We start from the raw sequence: 25,786 nt of genomic DNA, 5'->3' as shown, positions 1-25,786 counted from the left end.
GCGTTCCCGTGGGTCCCTGGGCCTTGTTCCGGGCCTCCCCGTGCGGCCGAGCTCCGTCAGGGCGGCACAACGCCGACGGGGTGGCCGAGAACCCTACGGTTCCGGCCACCCCGGCGGCACGTTTCTGCTGGACCCGCGGAGCGGGTCAGGCGTCCTCGTGGGACGCCACCGCGCGACGCGCGTCCGCGTCCAGGACACCCCAGTTGATCAGCTGCTCCGTCAGGACGGACGGCGACTGGTCGTAGATGACGGCGAGTGTGCGCAGGTCGTCCTGGCGGATCGACAGCACCTTGCCGTTGTAGTCACCGCGCTGCGACTGGATCGTGGCCGCGTAGCGCTGCAGAGGGCCCGCCTTCTCGGCCGGCACCGTGGCCAGCCGCTCCAGGTCCAGGACCAGCTTCGGCGGCGGCTCGGCGGCGCCGCCCGGGGTGGTGCCCGGAAGCAGCTCCTGCACCGGAACGCCGTAGAAGTCCGCCAGCTCGGCAAGGCGCTGCACGGTCACGGCACGGTCACCGCGCTCGTACGAACCGACCACGACCGCCTTCCAGCGTCCCTGGGACTTCTCCTCGACACCGTGGAGGGAAAGGCCCTGCTGGGTGCGGATCGCCCGGAGTTTGGCCCCGAGCTGTTTGGCGTATTCGCTGGACATATAGCTCCCCGGCACTGTGTCGACGCGTCTGGCGTGGGTGCCAGCCCGCGCGGCTGGTAACTCACTGTGAGGTTACGCAGCGTTACTCTGCCGCGTCAAGCCGAATGGTCCGCACCGACTCTTCCGTGGTATCAGCGTTCCGTTAGGCCGAGTGGGTGATCCGAGGGGGCCGTCAGAGCGATCACGGGGACCTGCTACCGTGTATGGCGCAATCCCGACGTCCTTTAAGATCCGTCCCGTGAGGCGGAGAAGGAGGTCCGTTTCATATGGACACGCACGACACGCAGTCCGATGCCCGGCCCGTTCTCGAAGGGCCCGACATCGCGCGGGTGCTGACCCGCATCGCCCACGAGATCGTCGAGCGCGCCAAGGGCGCCGACGACGTGGTGCTCCTCGGCATTCCGACCCGGGGCGTCTTCCTCGCCCGCCGGATCGCGGACAAGCTGGAGCAGATCACCGAGCGCAAGGTTCCGTGCGGCTCACTCGACATCACCATGTACCGCGACGACCTGCGCATGCATCCGCCGCGTGCGCTGGCCCGCACCGAGATCCCCGGTGACGGTCTCGACGGCAAGCTCGTCGTCCTCGTCGACGACGTGCTCTTCTCCGGCCGCACCATCCGGGCCGCCCTCGACGCGCTGAACGACCTCGGGCGCCCGCGCGCGGTGCAGCTCGCCGTCCTCGTCGACCGCGGTCACCGCGAACTGCCCATCCGTGCCGACTACGTCGGCAAGAACCTCCCCACGTCGTTGCGGGAGACGGTCAAGGTCCAGCTCGCCGAGGAGGACGGTCGCGACACCGTGCTGCTCGGTGCCAAGCCGACCTCTCAGTAGCGCTTCACGCGTACGCCGCTTTCGTACGCCCGCTCAGCGCGCCCGCGCGCGCCCGTCTGCCCTGAATCTCCCGAATGAACTGCCTTACGGAGCCTGACAGATGCAGCGTCATCTCATCTCGGCCGCCGACCTCACCCGCGACGACGCCGTCCTGATCCTCGACACCGCCGAGGAGATGGCCCGGGTCGCCGACCGGCCGATCAAGAAGCTGCCGACCCTGCGCGGCCGCACGATCGTCAACCTCTTCTTCGAGGACTCCACCCGCACCCGGATCTCCTTCGAGGCCGCCGAGAAGCGGCTGTCGGCGGACGTCATCAACTTCTCCGCCAAGGGCTCCAGCGTCTCCAAGGGCGAGTCCCTCAAGGACACCGCCCAGACCCTGGAGGCCATGGGTGTCGACGCCGTGGTCATCCGGCACGGCGCCTCCGGAGCCCCGTACCGGCTGGCGAACTCCGGCTGGATCGACGCGGTCGTCGTCAACGCCGGCGACGGCACCCACCAGCACCCCACGCAGGCCCTGCTCGACGCCTTCACCATGCGCCGTCGCCTGATCGGCCCGGACACCGGACTCGGCCAGGACCTCGAAGGCAAGCGCATCACGCTCGTCGGCGACGTCCTGCACAGCCGGGTCGCCCGCTCCAACGTCGATCTGCTGCACACCCTCGGCGCCGAGGTCACCCTCGTCGCCCCGCCCACCCTGCTCCCGGTCGGCATCGAGACCTGGCCCTGCGAGGTGTCTTACGACCTCGACAGCACGCTGCCCAAGTCCGACGCGGTGATGATGCTGCGCGTCCAGCGCGAGCGGATGAACGCCGCGTTCTTCCCGACCGAGCGCGAGTACTCCCGGCGCTACGGACTCGACGGCGAGCGCATGGCGCGGATGCCCGAGCACGCCATCGTGATGCACCCCGGCCCGATGGTCCGCGGCATGGAGATCACCGCCGAGGTCGCCGACTCCGACCGCTGCACCGTCGTCGAGCAGGTCGCAAACGGAGTGTCCATCCGGATGGCCGTTCTGTATCTGCTGCTCGGTGGAAACGAGCCCGCCGTCACCCACCCCCGTACCGAGGAGAAGTAAGACAGATGAGCAAGATCCTGATCCGTGGTGCGAAGGTGCTCGGCGGCGAGCCGCAGGACGTGCTGATCGACGGCGGAACCATCGCCGAGGTGGGCAGGGGGCTGTCCGCCGAGGACGCCGGTCGTGCCGGAGGCGCGCAGGATGTGACCGTTGTCGAGGCCGACGGCAAGGTGCTCCTGCCGGGCCTGGTCGACCTGCACACCCATCTGCGCGAGCCCGGTCGCGAGGACTCCGAGACCGTCCTCACCGGTACGCGCGCCGCCGCCTCCGGTGGTTACACCACCGTGTTCGCCATGGCCAACACCTTCCCGGTCGCCGACACCGCCGGTGTCGTCGAGCAGGTCTGGCGGCTCGGCAAGGAGCACGGCTACTGCGACGTCCAGCCGATCGGTGCCGTCACCGTCGGCCTGGAAGGGCGGAAGCTCGCCGAGCTGGGTGCCATGCACGAGTCGGCCGCCGGCGTCACGGTCTTCTCCGACGACGGCAAGTGCGTCCACGACGCCGTGATCATGCGCCGGGCCCTGGAGTACGTGAAGGCCTTCGGCGGTGTCGTCGCCCAGCATGCGCAGGAGCCGCGGCTGACCGAGGGCGCCGAGATGAACGAGGGCATCGTCTCCGCCGAGCTGGGGCTCGGGGGCTGGCCCGCGGTGGCCGAAGAATCGATCATCGCCCGGGATGTCCTGCTCGCCGACCACGTCGGCTCCCGCGTCCACATCTGCCACCTGTCGACCGCCGGGTCCGTCGAGATCGTCCGCTGGGCCAAGTCCCGCGGCATCCAGGTCACCGCCGAGGTCACCCCGCACCACCTGCTCCTCACCGACGAGCTGGTCCGCACGTACAACCCCGTCTACAAGGTCAACCCGCCGCTGCGCACCGAGCGCGACGTCATGGCCCTGCGCGAGGCGCTCGCCGACGGCACGATCGACATCGTCGCCACCGACCACGCTCCGCACCCGCACGAGGACAAGGACTGCGAGTGGGCCGCCGCCGCCATGGGCATGGTCGGCCTGGAGACGGCACTGTCCGTGGTGCAGGAGACCATGGTCGACACGGGCCTGCTGGACTGGGCCGGTGTCGCCGACCGGATGTCCGTCAAGCCCGCGCAGATCGGGCAGACCGCGGGCCACGGCCGTCCCGTCTCGGCAGGTGAGCCCGCCAACCTCACCCTGGTCGACACGGCATACCGTGGGCTCGTGGAACCCGCGGGCTTCGCCTCGCGCAGCCGCAACACCCCCTACGAGGGTCGCGAGCTGCCGGGCCGTGTGACGCACACGTGGCTGCGGGGCAAGGCCACGCTCGTCGACGGGAAGCTCACGTGACACCTGTACTCCTGCTGGCCGCCGAGAAGGAATCGGCGCAAGTGACCGACTGGGCCGCCCGCATCGGCTGGGTCGTCGGTCTCGCCCTGTTCGTCGCGCTCGTCTACTGGCTGATGCGCGAGGGCTGGAAGTGGCGCGGCACCCTTCAGGGCGACCTCCCCGAACTGCCCGTCACGCCGGACGACCCGGGCCCCGCGAAGCTCGCCCTGAGCGGCCGCTACCACGGCTCCACCACCGCCGGTCAGTGGCTCGACCGCATCGTCGCGCACGGCCTGGGCACCCGCAGCCGAGCCGAGCTCACGCTGACCGAGGCCGGACTGGAGGTCGTACGCCCCGGGGCGAGCGACTTCTTCGTCCCGGCCGCGGCCCTGCGCGAGGCCCGGCTGGACAAGGGCATCGCCGGCAAGGTGCTCACCGAGGGCGGCCTGCTCGTCGTCACCTGGGAGCACGGGGACCGGCTGATCGACTCCGGGTTCCGCTCCGACCACGCGGCCGAGCACAACGAGTGGGTCGAAACCCTCAACTCCATGATCGAAACGAACGACAGGGAAGGCGCCGAACGATGACCACCTCCACCAGGGGAGCTGCCAGAACTCCCGCCGTACTCGTCCTGGAGGACGGCCGGATCTTCCGTGGCCGTGCCTACGGGGCCGTGGGGGAGACCTTCGGCGAAGCGGTGTTCTCCACCGGCATGACCGGCTACCAGGAGACCCTGACCGACCCCTCGTACCACCGCCAGGTCGTGGTGATGACCGCCCCGCACGTCGGCAACACCGGCGTCAACGACGAGGACGCCGAATCCCAGCGCATCTGGGTCTCCGGCTACGTCGTGCGCGACCCCGCGCGCGTGCCGTCCAGCTGGCGCTCCCGGCGCACGCTGGACGAGGAGCTGGACGCCCAGGGCGTCGTCGGCATCAGCGGCATCGACACCCGCGCCCTCACCCGCCACCTGCGCGAGCGCGGCGCCATGCGCGTCGGCATCTTCAGCGGGGACGCCGTCCGGGAGGACTCCGCGCTCCTCGCACGTGTACAGGAAGCCCCGCTGATGAAGGGCGCGAACCTCTCCGCCGAGGTCGCCACCACCGAGCCCTACGTCGTCCCGGCCGTCGGCGAGAGGAAGTTCACCGTCGCCGCCGTCGACCTCGGCATCAAGGGCATGACCCCGCACCGCATGGCCGAGCGCGGCATCGAGGTGCACGTGCTCCCGGCGACCGCGACCGTCGAGGACGTCTACGCGGTGAACCCGGACGGGGTGTTCTTCTCCAACGGCCCGGGCGACCCGGCCACCGCCGACCACCCCGTCTCCGTGATGCGGGGCGTCCTGGAGCGCGGCACGCCGCTCTTCGGCATCTGCTTCGGCAACCAGATCCTGGGCCGCGCGCTCGGCTTCGGCACCTTCAAGCTGAAGTACGGCCACCGCGGCATCAACCAGCCGGTGCAGGACCGTACGACCGGCAAGGTCGAGGTCACCGCGCACAACCACGGCTTCGCCGTCGACGCCCCGCTCGACCAGGTCTCCGAGACCCCGTTCGGCCGCGCCGAGGTGTCCCACGTCTGCCTGAACGACAACGTGGTGGAGGGGCTGCAGCTCCTCGACCGCCCCGCCTTCAGCGTCCAGTACCACCCCGAAGCGGCAGCCGGCCCGCACGACGCCGCCTACCTGTTCGACCGCTTCGTATCCCTGATGGAGGGCCAGCGTGCCTAAGCGCACCGATATCCAGTCCGTCCTGGTCATCGGCTCCGGCCCGATCGTCATCGGCCAGGCCGCCGAGTTCGACTACTCCGGCACCCAGGCGTGCCGCGTCCTCAAGGCCGAGGGCCTGCGGGTCGTCCTGGTGAACTCCAACCCGGCGACGATCATGACCGACCCGGAGATCGCCGACGCCACCTACGTCGAGCCGATCACCCCCGAGTTCGTCGAGAAGATCATCGCCAAGGAGCGCCCCGACGCGCTGCTGCCCACGCTGGGTGGCCAGACGGCCCTCAACACCGCCATCTCCCTGCATGAGGCCGGCACGCTCGACAAGTACGGCGTCGAACTGATCGGCGCCAACGTCGAGGCCATCAACAAGGGCGAGGACCGCGACCTCTTCAAGGAGGTCGTCGAGGCCGTCCGCGCGAAGATCGGGCACGGCGAGTCCGCCCGGTCCTACATCTGCCACTCCATGGACGACGTCCTCAAGGGCGTCGAGCAGCTCGGCGGCTACCCCGTCGTCGTCCGCCCCTCCTTCACCATGGGCGGCGCCGGCTCCGGCTTCGCCCACGACGAGGAGGAGCTGCGCCGCATCGCCGGACAGGGCCTCACGCTCTCCCCGACCACCGAGGTGCTCCTGGAGGAGTCCATCCTCGGCTGGAAGGAGTACGAGCTGGAGCTGATGCGCGACAAGCACGACAACGTGGTGGTCGTCTGCTCCATCGAGAACTTCGACCCCATGGGCGTGCACACCGGCGACTCGATCACGGTCGCACCCGCGATGACGCTCACCGACCGTGAGTACCAGACGCTGCGCGACATCGGTATCGCCGTCATCCGCGAGGTCGGCGTCGACACCGGCGGCTGCAACATCCAGTTCGCGGTGAACCCCGAGGACGGCCGCGTCATCGTCATCGAGATGAACCCGCGCGTCTCTCGCTCCTCGGCGCTCGCCTCGAAGGCGACCGGCTTCCCGATCGCCAAGATCGCCGCCAAGCTCGCCGTCGGCTACACGCTGGACGAGATCCCGAACGACATCACGCAGGAGACCCCGGCCTCCTTCGAGCCCACCCTCGACTACGTCGTGGTCAAGGCCCCGCGGTTCGCCTTCGAGAAGTTCCCCAGCGCGGACGCCACCCTCACCACCACCATGAAGTCGGTCGGCGAGGCCATGGCCATCGGCCGCAACTTCACCGAGGCCTTCCAGAAGGCGCTGCGCTCGCTGGAGAAGAAGGGCAGCCAGTTCACCTTCGTCGGCGAGCCCGGCGACAAGGGCGAGCTGCTGCGCGAGTCCGTCCGCCCCACCGACGGCCGCATCAACACCGTCATGCAGGCCATCCGCGCGGGCGCCACGCCCGAGGAGGTCTTCGCGTACACGAAGATCGACCCCTGGTTCGTCGACCAGCTCTTCCTGATCAAGGAGATCGCCGACGAGCTCGCGGCCGCCGCCGAACTCACGCCCGACCTGCTCGCCGAGGCCAAGCGGCACGGCTTCTCCGACACGCAGATCGGCGAGATCCGCGGCCTGCGCGAGGACGTCGTCCGGGAGGTCCGGCACGCGCTCGGCGTCCGCCCGGTCTACAAGACGGTCGACACCTGCGCCGCCGAGTTCGCCGCGAAGACGCCGTACTTCTACTCCTCCTACGACGAGGAGACGGAGGTCGCCTCCCGCGAGAAGCCCGCCGTCATCATCCTGGGCTCCGGCCCGAACCGCATCGGCCAGGGCATCGAGTTCGACTACTCCTGCGTCCACGCCTCCTTCGCGCTGAGCGACGCGGGCTACGAGACGGTGATGGTCAACTGCAACCCGGAGACCGTCTCCACGGACTACGACACCTCCGACCGCCTGTACTTCGAGCCGCTGACGCTCGAGGACGTGCTGGAGATCGTGCACGCCGAGCAGCAGGCCGGACCGGTCGCGGGCGTCGTCGTCCAGCTCGGCGGCCAGACCCCGCTGGGCCTGTCGCAGGCGCTCAAGGACAACGGCGTGCCGATCGTCGGCACCTCCCCGGAGGCCATCCACGCCGCCGAGGACCGGGGCGCCTTCGGCCGGGTCCTCAAGGAGGCCGGCCTGCCGGCCCCCAAGCACGGCACCGCCACCACCTTCGCCGAGGCCAAGGCCATCGCCGACGAGATCGGCTATCCGGTCCTGGTCCGCCCGTCCTACGTCCTCGGCGGACGCGGCATGGAGATCGTCTACGACGAGACCCGGCTGGAGTCCTACATCGCCGAGTCGACCGAGATCAGCCCCTCCCGGCCGGTCCTGGTCGACCGGTTCCTCGACGACGCGATCGAGATCGACGTCGACGCGCTCTACGACGGCGAGGAGCTCTACCTCGGCGGCGTCATGGAGCACATCGAGGAAGCCGGCATCCACTCCGGCGACTCGGCGTGCGCCCTGCCCCCGATCACGCTCGGCGGCTTCGACATCAAGCGCCTGCGCGCCTCCACGGAGGGCATCGCCAAGGGCGTCGGGGTGCGCGGCCTGATCAACATCCAGTTCGCGCTCGCGGGCGACATCCTCTACGTGCTGGAGGCCAACCCGCGCGCCTCGCGCACCGTCCCCTTCACCTCGAAGGCGACCGCGGTGCCCCTGGCCAAGGCCGCCGCGCGCATCTCGCTCGGCGCCACCATCGCCGAGCTGCGCGCCGAGGGCCTGCTCCCGGCCACCGGGGACGGCGGCGAGCTGCCGTTCGACGCGCCGATCTCCGTCAAGGAGGCCGTCATGCCGTGGTCGCGCTTCCGCGACATCCACGGCCGCGGCGTCGACACGGTCCTCGGCCCGGAGATGCGCTCCACCGGTGAGGTCATGGGCATCGACTCCGTCTTCGGCACGGCGTACGCCAAGTCGCAGGCCGGCGCCTACGGGCCGCTGCCCACCAAGGGCCGCGCGTTCATCTCGGTCGCCAACCGCGACAAGCGCTCGATGATCTTCCCGGCCCGCGAGCTGGTCGCGCACGGCTTCGAGCTGCTGGCCACGTCCGGCACGGCGGAGGTCCTCAAGCGCAACGGCATCAACGCCACCATCGTGCGCAAGCAGTCCGAGGGCACCGGCCCCAACGGCGAGAAGACCATCGTCCAGCTCATCCACGACGGCGAGGTCGACCTCATCGTCAACACCCCGTACGGCACCGGCGGCCGCCTCGACGGCTACGACATCCGGACGGCGGCCGTGGCACGCTCCGTGCCCTGCCTGACGACGGTCCAGGCACTCGCGGCGGCGGTCCAGGGCATCGACGCCCTCAACCGCGGCGACGTGAGCGTCCGATCGCTCCAGGAACACGCGGAACACCTGACCGCGGCCCGCGACTAGCAGCCCCGAGGGGGACACCGGAAACGGTGTCCCCCTCTTCGTGAGGACGCCACGTCTTCGTGAGGACACCCATGTACAAGATCTTCTTCCGTCTCGTCTTCAAGCGGCTGGACCCGGAGCAGGCCCACCACCTGGCCTTCCGCTGGATCCGCCTGGCCGCCCGCGTGCCCGTGCTGCGCACCTTCCTCGCGGCCGCCCTCGCGCCCCGCCACAAGGAACTGCGCACCGAGGCCCTCGGGCTGCGCATGCACGGCCCCTTCGGGCTCGCCGCGGGCTTCGACAAGAACGCCGTCGGCATCGACGGCATGGCCATGCTCGGCTTCGACCACGTCGAGATCGGCACGGTGACCGGCGAGCCCCAGCCCGGCAACCCCAAGCAGCGGCTGTTCCGCCTGGTCAAGGACCGGGCGCTGATCAACCGCATGGGATTCAACAACGACGGCTCCCTCCGTGTCGCCGCCCGCCTGGCCTCCCGCACGCCCGTCTTCAAGCCGGTCGTCGGCGTCAACATCGGCAAGACCAAGGCCGTACCGGAGGAGGAGGCCGTCGCGGACTACGTGAAGTCCGCCGAGAGGCTGGCGCCCTACGCCGACTACCTGGTCGTCAACGTCTCCTCGCCGAACACGCCGGGGCTGCGCAACCTGCAGGCGACGCAGGCGCTCCGTCCGCTGCTGAGCGCCGTCCGCGAGGCCGCCGACCGCACGGTGTCCGCGCGGCGCGTCCCGCTCCTGGTCAAGATCGCGCCGGACCTCGCCGACGAGGACGTCGACGCCGTCGCCGACCTGGCCGTGGAACTCGGCCTGGACGGGATCATCGCCACGAACACCACCATCGCGCGCGACGGACTCGGCCTGAAGTCCGGCCCCGCCCTGGTCAAGGAGGCCGGCGGCCTGTCCGGTGCTCCCCTGAAGGAACGTTCCCTGGAGGTCCTGCGCCGTCTCTACGCGCGCGTGGGCGACCGGATCACCCTGGTGGGCGTCGGAGGCATCGAGAACGCCGAGGACGCCTGGCAGCGCATCCTGGCGGGCGCCACGCTGGTCCAGGGCTACAGCGCCTTCATCTACGAGGGGCCCTTCTGGGGCCGCTCCATCCACAAGGGGCTCGCCGCACGCCTGGCCACGAGCCCGTACGCCACACTCGCCGACGCGGTGGGCGCCGACGTGAGGAAGACGGCATGAGTGGTCTCGAACCCTTCGGTGCGCGCCTGCGCCGTGCCATGGACGAGCGCGGCCCGCTGTGCGTCGGCATCGACCCGCACGCCTCCCTGCTCGCCGAATGGGGCCTGAACGACGACGTGGCGGGCCTGGAGCGGTTCAGCCGCACGGTCGTCGAGGCGGTGGCCGACCGGGTCGCCGTGCTCAAGCCGCAGAGCGCGTTCTTCGAGCGCTTCGGCTCGCGCGGGCTGGCCGTCCTGGAGACGTCGGTGGCCGAGGCGCGGGCGGCCGGCGCGCTGGTCGTGATGGACGCCAAGCGCGGCGACATCGGCTCCACCATGGCCGCGTACGCCGAGTCCTTCCTGCACAAGGACGCCCCGCTGTTCTCCGACGCCCTGACGGTCTCGCCGTACCTCGGCTACGGATCGCTCAGCCCGGCCGTCGCGCTGGCCCGGGAGAGCGGCGCGGGTCTGTTCGTGCTGGCGCTCACCTCCAACCCGGAGGGCGGCGAGGTCCAGCACGCCGTACGGTCCGACGGCCGGAACGTCGGAGCGACGATGCTCGCGCACCTGGCCGCCGAGAACGCGGGGGAGGAGCCCCTGGGGTCCTTCGGCGCGGTCGTCGGCGCCACCCTCGGTGATCTGTCCACGTACGACCTGGACATCAACGGCCCGCTCCTCGCGCCCGGCATCGGCGCCCAGGGGGCCACGCCGGCCGATCTTCCCGGGGTCTTCGGAGCGGCCGTGCGCAACGTCGTGCCGAACGTCAGCCGGGGAGTGCTGCGCCACGGTCCCGACCCGGTCGCTCTGCGTGACGCCGCGGAGCGCTTCGCGGAGGAGATCCGTCACGCCGTGACGTCCTCGTGAGGCGGTCCAGACCATATCGCGAGACCTCCGATGAGTGGCCGGGGGGCCGCTTGAATCTGAATACATCCTCAAATCCGGGGAAGTATGTCCTAAATGTCCGTTCAGATGAAGGCTGACCAGGACTTTTCCGCTGTTCTCGCTGACTCTGGCGGACTTGCCCGCTAGTCTCCGACGAGAGAACGGGCAAGCGTGTGTTGCTCGTGGCTCCCCAGGTGTGGGGCGACTAGGTTCCTCACCGGTCCGTATCCGACAGTTCGACATCCGAGGTGACGTAGGCGTGGCTCTTCCGCCCCTTACCCCTGAACAGCGCGCAGCCGCGCTCGAAAAGGCCGCCGCGGCTCGCCGGGAGCGGGCCGAGGTCAAGAATCGACTCAAGCACTCCGGCGCCTCCCTTCACGAGGTCATCAAGCAGGGCCAGGAGAACGACGTCATCGGAAAGATGAAGGTCTCCGCCCTCCTCGAGTCGCTGCCGGGCGTGGGCAAGGTCCGCGCCAAGCAGATCATGGAGCGACTCGGCATCTCCGAGAGTCGCCGCGTGCGGGGTCTCGGTTCCAACCAGATCGCCTCCCTGGAGCGCGAGTTCGGCAGCACCGGCTCCTGAATCCGGCACTCCGGGGAAGCGAGTCCCGGGCACTCCGGGATTGCTGGATAATCGCTGCATGGCTGCAACACCCCGGGGGACGACCCCCGTACCCCCGGACGTACGTCCGCGGCTGACCGTGCTCTCCGGCCCCTCCGGGGTCGGCAAGAGCACGGTCGTCGCCCATATGCGCAAGGAACACCCCGAGGTCTGGCTCTCCGTGTCGGCGACGACCCGCAAGCCCCGCCCCGGCGAGAAGCACGGAGTCCACTACTTCTTCGTCTCCGACGACGAGATGGACAAGCTGATCGCCAACGGGGAACTGCTGGAGTGGGCCGAGTTCGCCGGCAACCGCTACGGCACGCCGCGTGCGGCCGTGCAGGAGCGTCTGGAGAACGGCGAGCCCGTACTCCTCGAGATCGACCTGCAGGGCGCCCGTCTGGTCCGGGAGTCGATGCCCGAGGCCCAGCTGGTGTTCCTGGCCCCTCCCTCCTGGGAGGAGCTCGTGCGCAGACTCACCGGGCGGGGCACCGAACCGCCCGAGGTGATCGAGCGCCGGCTCGACGCGGCGAAGATCGAACTCGCGGCCGAGCCGGAGTTCGACACCACCCTGGTCAACACCTCCGTCGAGGACGTAGCACGCGAGCTGCTAGCCTTGATGGACGTCGTGTGACCATCGCTGATCGTTCCGGTCGGCTGATCAACCCGGCAGATTCTTTCCCATCCATCGGAAGGTAGAGCGTGTCCTCTTCCATCTCCGCGCCCGAGGGCATCATCAACCCGCCGATCGACGAGCTCCTCGAGGCCACCGACTCGAAGTACAGCCTCGTGATCTACGCGGCCAAGCGTGCCCGCCAGATCAACGCGTACTACTCGCAGCTCGGCGAGGGTCTCCTCGAGTACGTCGGTCCTCTCGTCGACACCCACGTCCACGAGAAGCCGCTCTCGATCGCCCTCCGCGAGATCAACGCGGGGCTCCTGACGTCCGAGGCCGTCGAGGGCCCGGCGCAGTAAGTAGGATTCACAGCTTGACGCTGACTTATCCACAGGCCCGGCAGGCCGACTGCCGGGCCTGTGGTGTGTCATGGAGTCGTACGGTGTGCCGGTTGCCGAGGTCCGGGGAGAGACGTGGACAAGCCGAAGGTCGTTCTGGGGGTCAGCGGGGGCATCGCCGCGTACAAGGCCTGTGAGCTGCTGCGGCGGCTGTCGGAGTCGGGCCACGAGGTGCGCGTGGTGCCCACGGCCTCCGCGCTGCACTTCGTCGGCGCCGCCACCTGGTCCGCGCTCTCCGGCAACCCGGTCTCCACCGAGGTCTGGGACGACGTGCACGAGGTCCCGCACGTCCGCATCGGACAGGACGCCGACCTGGTCGTCGTCGCCCCCGCCACCACCGACCTGCTCGCCAGGGCGGCCCATGGCCTCGCCGACGACCTCCTGACCAACACGCTGCTCACCGCCCGCTGCCCGGTCGTCTTCGCCCCCGCCATGCACACGGAGATGTGGGAGCACCCGGCCACCCAGGAGAACGTGGCGACGCTGCGCCGTCGCGGCGCCCTCGTCATCGAACCGGCCGTGGGCCGCCTCACCGGCGTCGACACCGGCAAGGGCCGGCTCCCCGACCCGGGCGAGATCTTCGAGGTCTGCCGCCGCGTGCTGGCCCGGGGCGTCACCGGGCCCGACCTCGCGGGCCGGCATGTCGTGGTCAGCGCCGGCGGCACCCGCGAGCCCCTGGACCCCGTCCGCTTCCTCGGCAACCGCTCCTCCGGCAAGCAGGGCTACGCCCTCGCCCGCACCGCCGCAGCCCGCGGCGCCCGGGTCACGCTGATCGCGGCCAACAGCACCCTGCCGGCCCCGGCGGGCGTCGACATCGTCCCGGTCGGCACCGCCGTACAACTGCGCGAGGCGGTGCTGCGGGCCGCTCCCGACGCCGACGCCGTGGTGATGGCTGCCGCGGTGGCGGACTTCCGCCCGGCGGCGTACGCGGCAGGGAAGATCAAGAAGAAGGACGGCCAGGAACCGGAGCCGATCACCCTGGTGCGGAATCCGGACATCCTCGCGGAGATCTCCGCGGACCGGGCCCGCACCGGTCAGGTGATCGTCGGCTTCGCCGCGGAGACGGACGACGTCCTCGCCAACGGCCGCGCCAAGCTCAAGCGCAAGGGCTGCGATCTGCTGGTCGTGAACGAGGTGGGAGAGCGCAAGACCTTCGGCTCCGAGGAGAACGAGGCCGTTGTGCTCGCCGCCGACGGCAGCGAGACCGCGGTGGCGCACGGACCCAAGGAAGCCCTGGCCGAAACCGTGTGGGACCTGGTGGCCGAGCGCCTCCACTGACGGTCCGGTCGCCCCCGTACCCCCTCGAAAGCGGGCGGATCGGGGCGTGGCGCCTCTGGCCAACGGCGCTCGGCATTGGGCAGAATGCCCGTGCCGCAGGTCACAGCACTCCCGAGTGGCGAGACAGGGGGACCGTGGCCGAAGCGTGACCCGTAAACTGTTCCACGGACGGCGCCGGGTGCAGCCCCCGCCGTCCGCCAATGATCAGCCAGCAGCCGCTGCAACCCCAGGGAGCGTTGTGTCCCGTCGTCTGTTCACCTCGGAGTCCGTGACCGAGGGTCACCCCGACAAGATCGCTGACCAGATCAGCGACACCATTCTCGACGCGCTCCTGCGCGAGGACCCGTCCTCCCGGGTCGCCGTCGAGACCCTGATCACGACCGGCCTGGTGCACGTGGCCGGCGAGGTCACGACCAAGACGTACGCGGACATCGCGACGCTGGTCCGGAACAAGATCCTCGACATCGGCTACGACTCCTCCAAGAAGGGCTTCGACGGCGCCTCCTGCGGCGTGTCGGTGTCGATCGGCGCGCAGTCCCCGGACATCGCCCAGGGCGTGGACACGGCGTACGAGACCCGTGTCGAGGGCGACGACGACGAGCTCGACAAGCAGGGCGCGGGCGACCAGGGCCTGATGTTCGGTTACGCGACGGACGAGACGCCGACGCTGATGCCCCTGCCGATCTTCCTGGCCCACCGTCTGTCGAAGCGCCTGTCCGACGTGCGCAAGAACGGCACGATCCCCTACCTGCGTCCGGACGGCAAGACGCAGGTCACCATCGAGTACGACGGTGACAAGGCGGTCCGCCTGGACACCGTCGTCGTCTCCTCCCAGCACGCCTCCGACATCGACCTGGACTCGCTCCTGGCTCCGGACATCAAGGAGTTCGTCGTCGAGCCGGAGCTGAAGGCGCTCCTGGACGAGGGCATCAAGCTCGACACGGAGAACTACCGTCTCCTGGTCAACCCCACCGGTCGCTTCGAGATCGGCGGCCCCATGGGCGACGCCGGTCTGACCGGCCGCAAGATCATCATCGACACCTACGGCGGCATGGCCCGTCACGGCGGCGGCGCGTTCTCCGGCAAGGACCCGTCCAAGGTCGACCGCTCCGCCGCGTACGCGATGCGCTGGGTCGCGAAGAACGTGGTCGCCGCGGGTCTCGCCACCCGCTGCGAGGTCCAGGTCGCCTACGCGATCGGCAAGGCCGAGCCGGTGGGTCTGTTCGTCGAGACCTTCGGCACCGCCAAGATCGACACGGAGAAGATCGAGAAGGCGATCGACGAGGTCTTCGACCTCCGCCCGGCCGCGATCATCCGCGACCTCGACCTGCTCCGCCCCATCTACTCCCAGACCGCGGCATACGGCCACTTCGGCCGCGAGCTGCCCGAGTTCACCTGGGAGCGGACGGACCGCGTGGACGCGCTGCGCAAGGCCGCGGGGCTGTAGGTCCCGTCCTTCAGGGCACCGCGCGAGGCCCGGCTCCCCTCAGGGAGCCGGGCCTCGCCGTGTTCCGGGGTCCTCCCGGGAGGCGCCGCCTGTCAGTGGTGTTTGGTAAGAATGCAAGCGTGAGCAGCGAGAACGAACAGGCGGACGGCGGGGCCGAGGGTGCGCCGCCCGAGCAGCTCGCGCTCATCCGGGACAGTGTGCGCAAGGCCAAGACCCCCCGGGCCAAGCCGCGGACCTGGCGGGGAGCCGCGCTCGCCAAGGAGCGGCCCGTCGCGCGCGTCCTCGTCGACAAGGGCGTGCTCCATCTCGACCGCTACTTCGACTACGCCGTGCCCGAGGAACTGGACGCCGACGCCCAGCCGGGCGTGCGGGTGCGGGTGCGTTTCGGGGCCGGGCGGCATCGCGTGCGGGAAGGGCGGCGCGAGGGCGGCGGGCTGATCGACGGGTTCCTCGTCGAGCGGCGGGCCGAGTCAGACTACTCCGGGCCACTGGCCGCCCTCGCCCAGGTCGTGTCGCCCGAGCAGGTGCTCAGCGAGGAGTTGCTGGGGCTGGCCCGGGCGGTCGCCGACCGGTACGCGGGCAGCCTCGCCGACGTCCTGCAGCTCGCCGTACCACCGCGCAACGCGCGAGCCGAGCAGCGGCCCTCCCCCGAGCCGCTGCCACCGCCCCCGGCGCCCGAGCCGGGATCCTGGCAGCGGTACGAGCGGGGAGCGGCCTTCCTGGAGTCACTGGCCTCCGGCGGAGCGCCCCGGGCCGTGTGGAACGCGCTGCCGGGGCCGCAGTGGAGCGACGGGCTGGCCCGGGCGGTCGCCGCGACACTGGCCTCCGGGCGCGGGGCGCTCGCCGTCCTGCCCGACGGCCGCGCGGTCGCGCGGCTGGACGCCGCCCTGACCTCCCTGCTGGGGGAGGGGCGGCACGCGGTACTCACCGCCGACGCCGGCCCCGAGAAGCGGTACGCGCAGTGGCTCGCGGTGCGGCGCGGTTCCGTACGGGCCGTGATCGGGACCCGGGCCGCGATGTTCGCGCCGGTCCAGGACCTCGGCCTGGTCGCCCTCTGGGACGACGGCGACGACAGCCACAGCGAGCAGCACGCCCCGCAGCCCCACGCCCGCGAGGTGCTCCTGCAGCGGGCCGCCCAGGACAAGTGCGGCTTCCTGCTGGGGAGCTGGGGCTGCACGGTGGAGGCCGCGCAGCTCGTCGAGAGCGGCTGGGCGCGGCCGCTCGTCGCCGGCCGGGACCAGATGCGGGCGGCCGCTCCACTCGTACGGACCGTCGGGGACCAGGATCTCGCCCGGGACGAGGCGGCCCGGGCCGCCCGGCTGCCGTCCCTCGCCTGGCAGGCCGTCAGGGACGGCCTGCGGCACGGCCCGGTGCTGGTGCAGGTGCCCCGCAGGGGGTACGTGCCGCGCATGGCGTGTGCCGACTGCCGGGCGCCCGCGCGCTGCAGGCACTGCTCGGGGCCGCTGGAGGCGCCGGACGGCGGCGCGCTGAACTGCGGGTGGTGCGGGCGCGAGGAGAGCGGCTGGCACTGCCCGGACTGCGGTTCGTTCCGCCTGCGTGCCTCGGTCGTGGGGGCGCGGCGGACGGCCGAGGAACTCGGACGGGCCTTCCCCGCCGTACCGGTGCGCACTTCGGGGCGGGAACACGTGCTGGACACGGTGCCGGAGGCGCCGGCGCTGGTCGTGAGCACGCCGGGGGCCGAGCCCGTCGCCGAGGGCGGATACGCGGCGGCGCTGCTGCTGGACGGGTGGGCCATGCTCGGGCGGCCCGATCTGCGGGCCGGGGAGGACGCGTTGCGGCGGTGGATCGCGGCCGCGTCCCTCGTCCGGCCGCAGTCGTCCGGCGGCACGGTGGTGATCGTGGCCGAGCCCACGCTGCGTCCCGTGCAGGCACTCGTCCGATGGGATCCCGTCGGTCACGCGGTGCGGGAACTCGCCGAGCGGGCCGAGCTGGGATTTCCGCCGGTGTCGCGGATGGCGGCCGTGTCGGGCCCGGCGGAGGCGGTGGCCGACTTCCTCCGTACGGCCGAACTGCCGCCCGAGGCCGAGGTGCTGGGGCCGGTGCCGTTGCCCGTCCCCGCCGCCGGGCGACCGCGGCGGGCGGGGGCACCGCCGCCCGGGGAGCAGTGGGAGCGGGCTTTGCTGCGGGTGCCGCCGGGGAGGGGGGCCGCGCTGGCGGCCGCGCTCAAGGCCGCGCAGGCGGTGCGGATGGCCCGGGGGAGTGGAAGCGGGGCCGGGGTGTGGGTGCGGGTCGATCCGGCCGACATCGGGTGATCCGCGGCAGCAGATCCAGGGCACGCCGACTGATCCCCGGCAGGCGGGGCGTCGGCGGGGGCTGGGCATCACCCGGATACGCGGCTGCCCTCCCGGGGGTGTTCCGAGAGGGCAGAGGGTGCGTCAGCCGTTGCGCGGGCCCGGGAAGGCCGTGGGCCTCGCCTCATCGCGGAGTGCGGGACTGCCGGCCGTCGGCTGCGTGGGCATGGAGCGGGCCGCGGGGACGGTCGGGACCGTGGGCAGCCCGGTGGTCACGTTGACCGGGCGGCCGCCCGCCGGCGTCGGCTCCGGCGTGCGCTCCGGCTCCGGTGCGGCCGACTGGGCCGTGGCACGGCGGGCGCCGTAACGGCGGTGGACCGCCTGCTTGGTGACTCCGAGTGCGGAGCCCACCGCGTCCCACGAGAAGCCGAGCGAGCGGTCGAAGTCCACGGCCGCCGTGACCAGGGTCTCGACACTGTCGCGCAGCTCCTGGGCGAGACGTACCGTCGGGGCTGGGGCGCGTCCGTAGACGACGAAGCCCGTGGAGGGGCCGGAGCGGCGCGGGCGGTAGACGTTGCCCAACTGGGCGGTGAGTGTGCGCAGTGCGTCCACCTGCCGGCGGACTCGCTCGATGTCCCGCACCAGCAAGTGCAGGCTGGCCCGAGCCTGGGCGTCGTGGGTTGCGTGGTCGGCCATGAACAAGCCTCTCGAACCGGCGTTGAAAGGAATGGGCCGCGATCGCGGCCCGGTGTGGTCAACTCTGTCTTGACCAACGCGGATTCGCTCCGAGGGTCACGGTGTGGGGGCGCGGGGGCATATGCGTGCGCCCATTTGCGCGGGGCGCGCGCCTCGGCCTTGGGCCTTCGGCAGGGTCTCCCGTCCGCGCACCGCCCGGAGCTGTTGGCCGAGAGGCTGAGCTCTTCGGTGGGGGCGGGCCGTCGTCGGCGGCTTTCCGTTTCCGGCTCATAGACTTGGGCGTTGCCCGTCATCGTCCCCGCCCGAGAGGCCCCCACCACCCCATGAAGCTCGTCTTCGCCGGTACACCCGAGGTCGCCGTTCCCGCTCTGGACGCTCTGCTCGCCTCCGGGCGGCACGAGGTGGCCGCCGTCGTCACGCGGCCCGACGCTCCGGCCGGGCGCGGGCGCAGGCTCGTCGCGTCGCCCGTCGCCGAGCGGGCGGAGGAGGCCGGGATCGAGGTGCTGAAGCCCGCGAAGCCGAAGGATCCCGAGTTCCTGGAGCGGCTGCGGGAGATCGGGCCGGACTGCTGTCCCGTCGTCGCGTACGGAGCGCTGCTGCCCCGGGTCGCGCTCGACATCCCCGCGCACGGCTGGGTCAATCTGCACTTCTCCCTGCTGCCGGCCTGGCGCGGTGCCGCGCCCGTGCAGCACGCCATCATGGCCGGCGACGAGATCACCGGGGCCTCGACCTTCCTGATCGAGGAAGGGCTCGACTCCGGGCCGGTGTACGGGACGGTGACCGAGGAGATCCGGGCCACCGACACCAGCCGGGACCTGCTGACGCGGCTGGCGTTCGCCGGTGCCGGGCTGCTCGCGGCGACCGTGGACGGTATCGAGGACGGCACGCTGAAGGCCGTACCGCAGCCGGCCGACGGCATCAGCCTCGCCCCGAAGGTCAACGTCGAGGACGCGCACCTCGACTTCGGCGCGCCCGCGCTGCGCGTCGACCGGATGGTGCGGGGCTGCACCCCGGCACCCGGCGCCTGGACCACGTTCCGCGGTGAGCGGCTCAAGCTCATTCAGGTCGCCCCCGTGCCCGACCGCACGGACCTCGCCCCGGGGCAGATCGCCGCCGGGAAGAACAACGTGTACGCCGGCACCGGCTCGCACGGTGTCGAGCTGCTGTGGGTGCAGGCCCAGGGCAAGAAGCCGATGCGGGCGGCGGACTGGGCGCGTGGCGTGCGGATCGGCGAGGGCGAGCGGCTCGGCGGCTGAAGCCGGGACGGGACCGGTGACAGGGTTTGAGGCCCCCGCCGCCAGTCCTTCCCCGCTCCGGCGGCGTAGGCTGGACGGCGCACTTCTTCTCACCCCCGGAGCACCTTTTTCGTGAGCGAACAGCCCCGTCGAGCCCGCACGTCAGGCAAGCCCTACCGCAGGCCCAAGAAGGACCCCGTCCGCATCCTCGCCTTCGAGGCCCTGAGGGCCGTGGACGAGCGGGACGCCTACGCCAACCTCGTTCTGCCGCCCCTGTTGCGCAAGGCGCGGGAGAAGGAGGGACCCGAGACGTTCGACGCCCGGGACGCGGCGCTCGCCACCGAGCTGGTGTACGGGACGCTGCGGCGGCAGGGCACGTACGACGCGGTCCTCTCCGCCTGCGTGGACCGGCCGCTCGGGGAAGTCGACCCGCCGGTGCTGGACGTGCTCAGCCTCGGTGCGCACCAGCTGCTCGGGACGCGGATCCCGACACACGCGGCGGTGTCCGCCACCGTCGAGCTCGCGCGGGTCGTCCTGGGCGACGGGCGGGCCAAGTTCGTCAACGCCGTGCTGCGGAAGGTCGCGCAGCACGATCTGGACGGCTGGCTGGAGCGGGTCGCACCGCCCTATGACGACGACCCCGAGGACCACCTCGCCGTCGTGCACTCGCATCCGCGCTGGGTCGTGTCCGCGCTGTGGGACTCCCTCGGCGGCGGACGCTCCGGTATCGAGGAGCTGCTGCGCGCCGACAACGAGCGGCCCGAGGTGACGCTGGTGGCACGGCCGGGGCGGGCCGCAGCGGAGGAACTGCTCGACGAGGACGCCGCCGTGCCGGGACACTGGTCGCCCTACGCCGTGCGGCTGACCGAGGGCGGGGAGCCGGGCGCCATCGCGGCCGTGCGGGACGGGCGCGCGGGTGTGCAGGACGAGGGCAGCCAGCTCGTCGCGATCGCCCTGGCCAACGCGCCCCTGGACGGGCCCGACCGGCGCTGGCTCGACGGGTGTGCGGGGCCCGGCGGCAAGGCGGCGCTGCTCGGCGCGCTGGCCGCCGAACGGGGCGCCCTGCTGGTCGCCTCCGAGAAGCAGACCCATCGCGCCGGGCTCGTGGCCAAGGCACTGGACGGCAATCCCGGCCCGTACCAGGTGATCGCCGCGGACGGGACGCGTCCGGCGTGGCGGCCCGGCAGCTTCGACCGGGTGCTGGTCGACGTGCCGTGCACCGGCCTCGGCGCCCTCCGCCGCCGCCCGGAGGCGCGCTGGCGGCGCCGTCCGGAGGACCTGGAGGGTTTCGCGCCGCTGCAGCGCGGGTTGCTGCGGACCGCCCTGGAGTCGGTGCGGGTCGGCGGTGTCGTGGGCTACGCGACGTGCTCGCCGCACCTCGCCGAGACCCGGGCCGTCGTCGCCGACGTGCTCAAGCAGCACCCGGACGCCGATCTCATCGACGCCCGGCCGCTGCTGCCCGGCGTACCCGACCTCGGCGAGGGGCCCGACGTGCAGCTGTGGCCGCATCTGCACGGGACCGACGCCATGTACCTGGCACTCATTCGCCGGACCGGCTGACCCCCGCTCCGACTGTAGGTTCATAGAGGGAGTGAGCCTTTTCAGCGTGGCCACCGATCGGGTGATGACCTTGGTGCCCGCATGCGCTGGAAAGCACCCCTCAACGCGTTCCATCGCCTTCGAGGGCCGTCTGACCCCGAGCAACAACTGACCACTCAACAACCAAGATCAGCCGTTACATTGACACACCCGGTCCACACCCCCGCCATGCCTCCGAAGCCGCGAGACAGACCTAACGGATTCCTACTGGCCGAGGACTTTCAGCTCGGCCTCGATGTCGGCGGCGGTGGCCAGGAGGGGCGGCAGCAGATCGTGGCGGATCGAGTCCGGTGTGCGCCGGCTGACGTGGGTGGCGAGGTTGATGCCCGCCACCACCCGTCGCGCCTCGTTCCGGATGGGTACGCCGATCGCGATGAGGCCCTGTTCCAGGTGCTGGTCCACCAGACACCAGCCCTGTGCCCGCACCTGTTCCAGTTCGGCGGCGAGTGCCTCCCTCGAGGTGATGGTGCCGGGGGTGAGCGGCGTCAGGGAGGCGGTGTCCAGGTAGTGCCGCAGCTGGGGCTCGTCGAGGTGGGCGAGCATGACCCGGCCCAAGGAGGTGGCATGGGCGGGGAAGCGGGTCCCGATACTGATGGAGACCGTCATGATCCGCCGGGTGGGTACCCGGCTGACGTACACCACGTCCTCGCCGTCCAGGACCGCCACCGACGAGGACTCACGGACCTCGGCGACCAGCTGCTCCAGGTGGGGCTGGGCGATCTCCGCCAGGGACATGCTGGACAGGTAGGCGTAGCCCAGTTCCAGGACCCGGGGCGTGAGGCGGAAGTCGCGGCCGTCCGTGGCCATGTACCCCAGGTCGGCGAAGGTCAGCAGGAACCGCCGTGCGGTGGCACGGCTCATGCCGGTGGTTTTGGCCACCTCCGAGAGCGTCATCGCGGGCCTGTCGGCGCTGAACGCACGGATGACGGCCAGCCCTCGCTCGAGGGACTGCACGAAGTAGCGCCCGGGTTCGTTGTCGTCCATGCGTTGTGGCTCCTGTGTCAGACGTGTCAGGACTCGGACATGTGCGAGGTGAGCGCGTCACCTCGGTCGGGCACCGACGTGTCCGTGTCGCCGTTGTGGTGTTTGGCGCGCTGGATCTGCTCGTAGACGTGGGCGCGCAGTTCGGCGAAACGGGTGCTGGAGCGGGTGTGCAGCTGGTCGCGCTCGTCGGGGAGGTCGATGGTGAGGTCCTCCAGTACGACGGTCGGCGAGGTGGACAGGATGAGGGTGCGCTGGCCGAGGTAGACCGCCTCGTCGATGTCGTGGGTGACGAACAGGACGGTGACGCCCAGCTCGTGCCACAGGCGCCGGATGAGGTCCTCGAGTTCGGCGCGGGTCTGGGCGTCGACGGCCGCAAAGGGCTCGTCCATGAGCAGCACCTTCGGCTCGAAGGCCACCGCGCGGGCGATGGCGACACGCTGCTGCATTCCTCCGGAGAGCTGCCAGGGATAGGCCTGGTGGGCGTCGGCGAGACCGACCACCTCCAGGGCGTGGTCCACCAGTTCCCGGGTTCGCGCCTTGCCGAGCTTCTTGCGGCGCAGGGGCAGGGCGACGTTGTCGCGTACGTTCATCCAGGCGAACAGGGAACGGCCGTACTCCTGGAAGACCACCGCCATGCCGGGCGGCGGCCCGCTCACCGGGCGGCCGTCCAGGCGGACTTCGCCGCTGGTCGGCGTGAGCAGTCCGGCCATGCACTTCAGGAGGGTGGTCTTGCCGCAGCCCGACGGCCCGACCAGGCACACGAGTTCACCGGCACCGATATGGAATGTCAGGTTGCGCAGTGCTTCGACGCTGCGGTTGCGTCCTGCGTAGATCTTCTTCAGGTTGCGTACGTCGAGCATCGACGTCTCCTTGTCAGAGGTTGCGCTGAGCCCGGCGCAGGCCTTGGTACCAGGCCAGGACCCGGTTCTCGGCGAATCGGAAGAGCAGCGACAGGGCGAAGCCAAGCAGGCCGAGCAGCAGGACGCCGCTCCACATCTCGGGAATGGCGAACGAGCGCTGGAACTGCACGATCGTGAAGCCGAGACCGTTGCTGGCGGCGAACATCTCGCTGATGACCATGAGGATGATCCCGATCGAGAGGGCCTGGCGCATGCCCGTGACGATCTGCGGGCTCGCCGAGCGCAGCACCAGGTGCCGGAGCCGGGAGGTGCCGGTGATGCCGTAGGAACGGCAGGTGTCGCTGAGCACCTCGTCCACGGCGCGGACGCCCTCGACCGTGTTGAGCAGGACCGGCCACATACAGCCGCTGACGATGACGAGGACCTTCATGGTGTCGCCGATGCCCGCGAAGAGCATGATCACCGGCACCAGCACCGGGGGCGGGATGGCCCGGAAGAGCTCCAGGACCGGCTCCAGCACGTCGCGCGCGACGCGGCTCATGCCCACCACCAGCCCCAGGCCGACGCCGATGACGACGGCGAGAAGATAGCCCGTGGCCAGCCGGAGCAGACTGGGTACGGCGTCCGACAGCAGCCGCTCCCCCGTCCACACCTCCCCGAACTTCTCCAGGATGGTGGCCAGCGGCGGGACGTAGAAGTCGGTGCTGTCCGCGGTGGCGAACCACCACACGGCGAACAGGACCGCGGGCAGGCCCAGGATCAGCGCGGCCCGCCGAGCCATGCTGAGGACTGTCGTGGGGATCATCCGGCTATCCCTCCCTGCGAATGGACTGATGCCAGTGCAGCGCCCGCCGCTCGACAGCCCGGGCCACCAGGTTGATCGCGACTCCCAGCACCCCGGTGACCAGGACCAGGGCGTAGACCCGCGGCACGGCACCGGACGTCTGCGCCACGGCGATCAGATGGCCCAGCCCGGGCGAACCGATGACGAGTTCCGCGGTGATGGCGAGGACGAGTGCCACGGTCGCGGCCAGCCGCACACCCGTCATCACATACGGCAGCGCGGTGGGCCACATGACGTACCGCACCCGCCCCCACCTGCCCATCCGGTAGCTGCGGGCGGTGTCGTCCGCGACCGGGTCGACGTCCTGCATTCCGGCCAGCACCTGGACGAGCACCTGCCAGAAGGAGGCGTACACCACCAGCAGCAGCTTCGACCTCAGGTCGGTGCCGTAGAGCAGGACCGCCACCGGGATCAGGGCCACCGACGGTATCGGCCTCAGGAACTCGATGGTGGAGGCGGTCACCGCCCGCAGCACGGGCACCGAGCCGATCACGATTCCGCCCACCACGCCCGTCACGACGGCGATGGCGAGCCCCAGGCCCCAGCCGGTCAGCGTGTCGCCCAGCGCGGTCCAGAACGCGTCCTCGGCGAGCAGGAGCCACAGGGCCCGGCCCATCTCCGACGCGGGCGGAAGGTAGTCGGCGGACACCAGCCCGCTGTACGGAAGGGCCTGAAGCAGGATCACCAGCCCGGCCAGGCCGGCCAGTCCGCGCAGCGGGGTGGTGGCTCCCTCCAGCACACGCCGGGCGCGGCCACCGCCCGGACCGCCGGGAGCCGTATCGGCTTCGGCGGCTCCGACGGTCTTCGTCAGCGCGGAAGTGCTCCCTGACCCGGTCACGAGAACAGCGCGGCCAGGTCGGGCTTCTTGCCGTCGAACATGCCGTCCTGCTCACCGAGAGAGGCCACCTTCTCCAGCGAGGCCATGTCGTACTCCGCCGGCCAGGTCGGCAGGGTCAGGCTCTTCAGCACCTCACCGTCGATCTTGGTGTACGTCGTGACGATCTGACGTGCCTCGTCCGGGTGCTCCGAGGCGTACTCGAGCGACTCGGACACCGCCTCGGTGAACTTCTTCACCAGATCGGGGTTCTCCTGCGCCAGCTTGGCGGAGGCGAAGTACGTCGCGATGGTGAGCTTCGGGTCGGTCTCCGCGAACGGCGACGCCACGACCCGTGCGCCCTGCCCCATGGCGATGGTCAGCGCGGGCTCGCCCATCCAGGCGGCGTCCACCTGCCCGCCGTCCAGCGCGGCCGGCATCTGGTCGAACGGCATCTCGATGAACTTGACCTTCGAGGGGTCACCGCCGTCCTTGCGTACCGACTCGCGGACGGTGGTGTCCCCGATGTTCCGCAGCGTGTTCACCGCCACGGTCTTGCCGACGAGGTCCTTGGCCGACTTGACCGGGCTGTCCTTCTTGACGCCCACTCCGCTGATGTCCTTGTCGGTGTCACCGGTGGAGGCGGCTCCGTTGACCACGGACTTGATCGGCACGCCCTTGGTCTGGGCGATCATCAACGAAGTGACATTGCTGAACCCGAACTGGAACTGACCGCTCACCACACCGGGGATGATCGCGGCACCGCCCTGGGCGGACTCCATCTTCAGGTCGATTCCGCGGCTGCTGAAGAAGCCCTTCTTCTGCCCCAGATACAGCGGCGCCACATCGACGATCGGGATGATCCCCACTTTGACCTGAGTGGCCTTCTCCCCACCCGAGGAGGATGAACCACCGGTCCCGGAAGACGATCCGCATCCGGCCGCGGCCGCGACCGTCACCACCGCTATGGCAAGCCCAAGAACGCGTCTTTGCATGGGTCCTCCTGACGAGACGAAGTGTGCGCATTGCGAACTTTTGTACGTTTACCGAACAAGGCATGCGGAGGCTATGCCCGTGCCCGAATCGCGTCAATAGCTCGCGCCGGGAGCAGTCGCCGACGCCGGCGAGCACGGCAGTCGAGGGCGCGGAGACCAGCGTCTTCCCGGGAGCCCTTCCGTCTGACGGAAGTCGCCTTGCCGGACCTGCCCGGGCATCACGACGCTGATTCCAACCACGGCA

The 25,786-nt window shown here is 70.8% G+C and carries 23 protein-coding genes; 16 read left to right on the top strand and 7 right to left on the bottom strand.

Going from position 1 to position 25,786, the window contains the following annotated elements; genetic code table 11:
* Window positions 1-145: 145 nt before the first annotated feature.
* Window positions 146-649 carry a transcriptional regulator BldD gene (bldD, locus tag ACFU3E_RS35625; RefSeq protein WP_030221608.1) on the bottom strand — a complete coding sequence of 168 codons (504 nt, stop codon included), beginning with the start codon at window positions 647-649 and terminating at the stop codon, window positions 146-148.
* A gap of 266 nt (window positions 650-915) precedes the next feature.
* Here bldD and pyrR point away from each other — a divergent pair, with 266 nt between their 5' ends.
* From pyrR to ACFU3E_RS35555, 14 genes are all read left to right on the top strand, one after another.
* The gene (gene pyrR / locus ACFU3E_RS35620; protein ID WP_184913561.1) at window positions 916-1,482 is read left to right on the top strand and encodes a bifunctional pyr operon transcriptional regulator/uracil phosphoribosyltransferase PyrR; all 567 of its coding nucleotides are present in this window, start codon (window positions 916-918) and stop codon (window positions 1,480-1,482) included.
* A gap of 100 nt (window positions 1,483-1,582) precedes the next feature.
* On the top strand, window positions 1,583-2,560 hold the full coding sequence (locus tag ACFU3E_RS35615; protein WP_384168054.1) for an aspartate carbamoyltransferase catalytic subunit: 978 nt from the start codon (window positions 1,583-1,585) through the stop codon (window positions 2,558-2,560).
* 5 nt (window positions 2,561-2,565) lie between these two features.
* Window positions 2,566-3,879, top strand: a complete 1,314-nt coding sequence (locus tag ACFU3E_RS35610) for a dihydroorotase (RefSeq protein ID WP_384168051.1) — start codon at window positions 2,566-2,568, stop codon at window positions 3,877-3,879.
* Window positions 3,876-4,445, top strand: coding sequence for a hypothetical protein (locus ACFU3E_RS35605; protein WP_384168048.1), 570 nt, complete (start codon window positions 3,876-3,878; stop codon window positions 4,443-4,445). Before ACFU3E_RS35610 ends, ACFU3E_RS35605 begins: the two co-directional genes overlap by 4 nt.
* On the top strand, window positions 4,442-5,584 hold the full coding sequence (carA, locus tag ACFU3E_RS35600; protein ID WP_384168045.1) for a glutamine-hydrolyzing carbamoyl-phosphate synthase small subunit: 1,143 nt from the start codon (window positions 4,442-4,444) through the stop codon (window positions 5,582-5,584). Before ACFU3E_RS35605 ends, carA begins: the two co-directional genes overlap by 4 nt.
* Window positions 5,577-8,885: a carbamoyl-phosphate synthase large subunit gene (gene carB / locus ACFU3E_RS35595; protein WP_384168042.1), complete on the top strand. Its 3,309-nt coding sequence runs from the start codon at window positions 5,577-5,579 to the stop codon at window positions 8,883-8,885. The genes carA and carB overlap by 8 nt, the downstream gene beginning before the upstream one ends.
* Window positions 8,886-8,956: 71 nt before the next feature.
* A complete protein-coding gene (locus ACFU3E_RS35590; protein ID WP_384168062.1) occupies window positions 8,957-10,063 on the top strand; it encodes a quinone-dependent dihydroorotate dehydrogenase in 1,107 nt (368 codons plus the stop codon).
* A complete protein-coding gene (pyrF, locus tag ACFU3E_RS35585) occupies window positions 10,060-10,905 on the top strand; it encodes an orotidine-5'-phosphate decarboxylase (protein WP_384168038.1) in 846 nt (281 codons plus the stop codon). The genes ACFU3E_RS35590 and pyrF overlap by 4 nt, the downstream gene beginning before the upstream one ends.
* A gap of 277 nt (window positions 10,906-11,182) precedes the next feature.
* A complete protein-coding gene (locus tag ACFU3E_RS35580) occupies window positions 11,183-11,506 on the top strand; it encodes an integration host factor (protein ID WP_003977346.1) in 324 nt (107 codons plus the stop codon).
* A gap of 58 nt (window positions 11,507-11,564) precedes the next feature.
* Window positions 11,565-12,158: a guanylate kinase gene (gene gmk / locus ACFU3E_RS35575; protein ID WP_384168035.1), complete on the top strand. Its 594-nt coding sequence runs from the start codon at window positions 11,565-11,567 to the stop codon at window positions 12,156-12,158.
* Window positions 12,159-12,226: 68 nt separating this feature from the next.
* Window positions 12,227-12,499, top strand: coding sequence for a DNA-directed RNA polymerase subunit omega (gene rpoZ / locus ACFU3E_RS35570; protein ID WP_003988945.1), 273 nt, complete (start codon window positions 12,227-12,229; stop codon window positions 12,497-12,499).
* A 114-nt stretch (window positions 12,500-12,613) separates the two neighbouring features.
* Complete coding sequence (coaBC, locus tag ACFU3E_RS35565) at window positions 12,614-13,816, top strand: bifunctional phosphopantothenoylcysteine decarboxylase/phosphopantothenate--cysteine ligase CoaBC (RefSeq protein WP_384168032.1); 1,203 nt, start codon at window positions 12,614-12,616, stop codon at window positions 13,814-13,816.
* Between the two features lie 238 nt (window positions 13,817-14,054).
* Window positions 14,055-15,263, top strand: coding sequence for a methionine adenosyltransferase (gene metK / locus ACFU3E_RS35560; protein WP_384168028.1), 1,209 nt, complete (start codon window positions 14,055-14,057; stop codon window positions 15,261-15,263).
* 119 nt (window positions 15,264-15,382) lie between these two features.
* A complete protein-coding gene (locus ACFU3E_RS35555; protein WP_384168025.1) occupies window positions 15,383-17,536 on the top strand; it encodes a primosomal protein N' in 2,154 nt (717 codons plus the stop codon).
* A 123-nt stretch (window positions 17,537-17,659) separates the two neighbouring features.
* On the opposite strand, the gene ACFU3E_RS35550 is transcribed toward ACFU3E_RS35555, so the two are convergent.
* Window positions 17,660-18,211, bottom strand: a complete 552-nt coding sequence (locus ACFU3E_RS35550; RefSeq protein WP_384168022.1) for a hypothetical protein — start codon at window positions 18,209-18,211, stop codon at window positions 17,660-17,662.
* Between the two features lie 323 nt (window positions 18,212-18,534).
* Here ACFU3E_RS35550 and fmt point away from each other — a divergent pair, with 323 nt between their 5' ends.
* Both fmt and ACFU3E_RS35540 read left to right on the top strand, forming a co-directional pair.
* Window positions 18,535-19,467 carry a methionyl-tRNA formyltransferase gene (gene fmt, locus ACFU3E_RS35545; protein WP_384168019.1) on the top strand — a complete coding sequence of 311 codons (933 nt, stop codon included), beginning with the start codon at window positions 18,535-18,537 and terminating at the stop codon, window positions 19,465-19,467.
* Window positions 19,468-19,578: 111 nt separating this feature from the next.
* Entirely contained in the window at window positions 19,579-21,006 is a 1,428-nt protein-coding gene (locus tag ACFU3E_RS35540; protein WP_384168016.1) for an RsmB/NOP family class I SAM-dependent RNA methyltransferase, read from the top strand.
* Between the two features lie 243 nt (window positions 21,007-21,249).
* On the opposite strand, the gene ACFU3E_RS35535 is transcribed toward ACFU3E_RS35540, so the two are convergent.
* The 5 genes from ACFU3E_RS35535 to ACFU3E_RS35515 form a co-directional block, all read right to left on the bottom strand.
* On the bottom strand, window positions 21,250-22,029 hold the full coding sequence (locus ACFU3E_RS35535) for an IclR family transcriptional regulator C-terminal domain-containing protein (protein WP_384168013.1): 780 nt from the start codon (window positions 22,027-22,029) through the stop codon (window positions 21,250-21,252).
* A 26-nt stretch (window positions 22,030-22,055) separates the two neighbouring features.
* The gene (locus ACFU3E_RS35530; RefSeq protein WP_384168010.1) at window positions 22,056-22,889 is read right to left on the bottom strand and encodes an ABC transporter ATP-binding protein; all 834 of its coding nucleotides are present in this window, start codon (window positions 22,887-22,889) and stop codon (window positions 22,056-22,058) included.
* 13 nt (window positions 22,890-22,902) lie between these two features.
* The gene (locus tag ACFU3E_RS35525; RefSeq protein ID WP_384168007.1) at window positions 22,903-23,694 is read right to left on the bottom strand and encodes an ABC transporter permease; all 792 of its coding nucleotides are present in this window, start codon (window positions 23,692-23,694) and stop codon (window positions 22,903-22,905) included.
* A 4-nt stretch (window positions 23,695-23,698) separates the two neighbouring features.
* Window positions 23,699-24,469 (bottom strand): ABC transporter permease, encoded by a 771-nt coding sequence (locus tag ACFU3E_RS35520; RefSeq protein ID WP_384168059.1) that lies wholly within the window; start codon window positions 24,467-24,469, stop codon window positions 23,699-23,701.
* Between the two features lie 98 nt (window positions 24,470-24,567).
* On the bottom strand, window positions 24,568-25,542 hold the full coding sequence (locus ACFU3E_RS35515) for an ABC transporter substrate-binding protein (protein ID WP_384168004.1): 975 nt from the start codon (window positions 25,540-25,542) through the stop codon (window positions 24,568-24,570).
* Window positions 25,543-25,786: the final 244 nt, after the last annotated feature.

Origin of the sequence: Streptomyces sp. NPDC057424 (genome assembly GCF_042803315.1) — a bacterium.
In the GTDB taxonomy this organism is placed as follows: domain Bacteria; phylum Actinomycetota; class Actinomycetes; order Streptomycetales; family Streptomycetaceae; genus Streptomyces.
The sequence above is the reverse complement of the archived record's forward strand: the minus strand, read 5'-3'. Positions and strand labels throughout refer to the sequence as shown.

Bases quoted from the DNA above. Each gene is read 5' to 3' on its own strand.
- bldD (WP_030221608.1), bottom strand. From the start codon at position 649: ATGTCCAGCGAATACGCCAAACAGCTCGGGGCCAAACTCCGGGCGATC.
- pyrR (WP_184913561.1), top strand. From the start codon at position 916: ATGGACACGCACGACACGCAGTCCGATGCCCGGCCCGTTCTCGAAGGG.
- ACFU3E_RS35615 (WP_384168054.1), top strand. From the start codon at position 1,583: ATGCAGCGTCATCTCATCTCGGCCGCCGACCTCACCCGCGACGACGCC.
- ACFU3E_RS35610 (WP_384168051.1), top strand. From the start codon at position 2,566: ATGAGCAAGATCCTGATCCGTGGTGCGAAGGTGCTCGGCGGCGAGCCG.
- carA (WP_384168045.1), top strand. From the start codon at position 4,442: ATGACCACCTCCACCAGGGGAGCTGCCAGAACTCCCGCCGTACTCGTC.
- ACFU3E_RS35590 (WP_384168062.1), top strand. From the start codon at position 8,957: ATGTACAAGATCTTCTTCCGTCTCGTCTTCAAGCGGCTGGACCCGGAG.
- pyrF (WP_384168038.1), top strand. From the start codon at position 10,060: ATGAGTGGTCTCGAACCCTTCGGTGCGCGCCTGCGCCGTGCCATGGAC.
- gmk (WP_384168035.1), top strand. From the start codon at position 11,565: ATGGCTGCAACACCCCGGGGGACGACCCCCGTACCCCCGGACGTACGT.
- ACFU3E_RS35550 (WP_384168022.1), bottom strand. From the start codon at position 18,211: ATGGCCGACCACGCAACCCACGACGCCCAGGCTCGGGCCAGCCTGCAC.
- fmt (WP_384168019.1), top strand. From the start codon at position 18,535: ATGAAGCTCGTCTTCGCCGGTACACCCGAGGTCGCCGTTCCCGCTCTG.
- ACFU3E_RS35535 (WP_384168013.1), bottom strand. From the start codon at position 22,029: ATGGACGACAACGAACCCGGGCGCTACTTCGTGCAGTCCCTCGAGCGA.
- ACFU3E_RS35530 (WP_384168010.1), bottom strand. From the start codon at position 22,889: ATGCTCGACGTACGCAACCTGAAGAAGATCTACGCAGGACGCAACCGC.
- ACFU3E_RS35525 (WP_384168007.1), bottom strand. From the start codon at position 23,694: ATGATCCCCACGACAGTCCTCAGCATGGCTCGGCGGGCCGCGCTGATC.
- ACFU3E_RS35515 (WP_384168004.1), bottom strand. From the start codon at position 25,542: ATGCAAAGACGCGTTCTTGGGCTTGCCATAGCGGTGGTGACGGTCGCG.